The 1,004-nt window shown below is 78.5% G+C and carries 2 pseudogenes; both read left to right on the top strand.

Going from position 1 to position 1,004, the window contains the following annotated elements:
• Positions 1-87: 87 nt before the first annotated feature.
• Positions 88-360 (top strand): annotated as a pseudogene (locus tag AB0J09_RS65840) (ATP-binding protein); the annotation flags it as partial.
• 97 nt (positions 361-457) lie between these two features.
• Positions 458-1,004 (top strand): annotated as a pseudogene (locus tag AB0J09_RS65845) (hypothetical protein); the annotation flags it as partial.

Here is a 1,004-nt window from a genome sequence, read left to right on the forward strand (position 1 = left end):
GCCGGCGAGCGCCCGCCGCCGCTGCCCCCGCAGGCCCGCCGTCCCTTCCGGCTCGGCCTGGTCGGCCGCGAGCACGCAGCCGAGCTGGTGGGCCCGGGACGACCGGCCGCCGCGCCGCTGGTGCTGGTCAGCGGGGAAGCGGGCGTGGGCAAGACCCGCCTCGTCACCGAGGCCGCCCACCGGCACGCGGCCGCGGGGGCGCTGGTGCTGTGGGGCGCGGGACACGAGGCCGAGGGCCAGACGCCGTACGGAGCCTGGGTGGAGGCGCTGGAGGGTTACCTCGCCGACCGGCCCGCGGGCGAGCGGGCGGCGATCGGCTCGCAGTACCCCGAGCTGGCGGCCCTGCTGCCCGCTGGGGCTGGTACCGCCGCTGGACGACGACCCGGAGCGGGAACGCGGGCGCATCTTCGCAGCGGTCGCCGCGCTGCTGACCGACCTGTCGGCCCGGCCGCTGCTCGTGGTGCTCGACGACCTGCACGCCGCCGACAGCGGCGCGGCGCAGTTGCTCGCCCACCTGGCCAGGACGGCGGGCGGACGGCCGTGGCGGTTCCTGGCCACCTGGCGCGAGGAGGACCTGCCCGCCGACGATGGCCGCCGGCACGCGCTGGAGGCCCTGCAGCGCCACGGCCTGGCGCAGCGCCTGGAGCTGATGCGGCTGAGCAGGGCCGACTGCGGCAGGCTGCTGTCGGAGGCGGCCGGCCGCCCGCTGACCGACGCCGAGCTGAGCTGGGCCTACGAGCTGTCCCTGGGCAACCCGCTGTTCGCGATCGAGCTGGCCGGAGCACACCTGCGCGACCGCGACGCCGTCACCACCGGCGGCGTGGGCGAGTCGGGCGTACCCGCGGCGGTGCGCAGCCTCGTCGGGGCCAGGGTGGCCCGCCTGGGCACCCCTGCCAGGCGGGTGATGGAGGCGCTGGCCGTCGCGGGCGGCGACGCGCCGCTGTCGGAGCTGGCGGAGGTGGCCGCCAACGGGCTGTACCCGCCGATGTCCCGCCCCTCCGTGG

Source organism: Nonomuraea sp. NPDC049784 (assembly GCF_040659615.1).
GTDB lineage: Bacteria > Actinomycetota > Actinomycetes > Streptosporangiales > Streptosporangiaceae > Nonomuraea.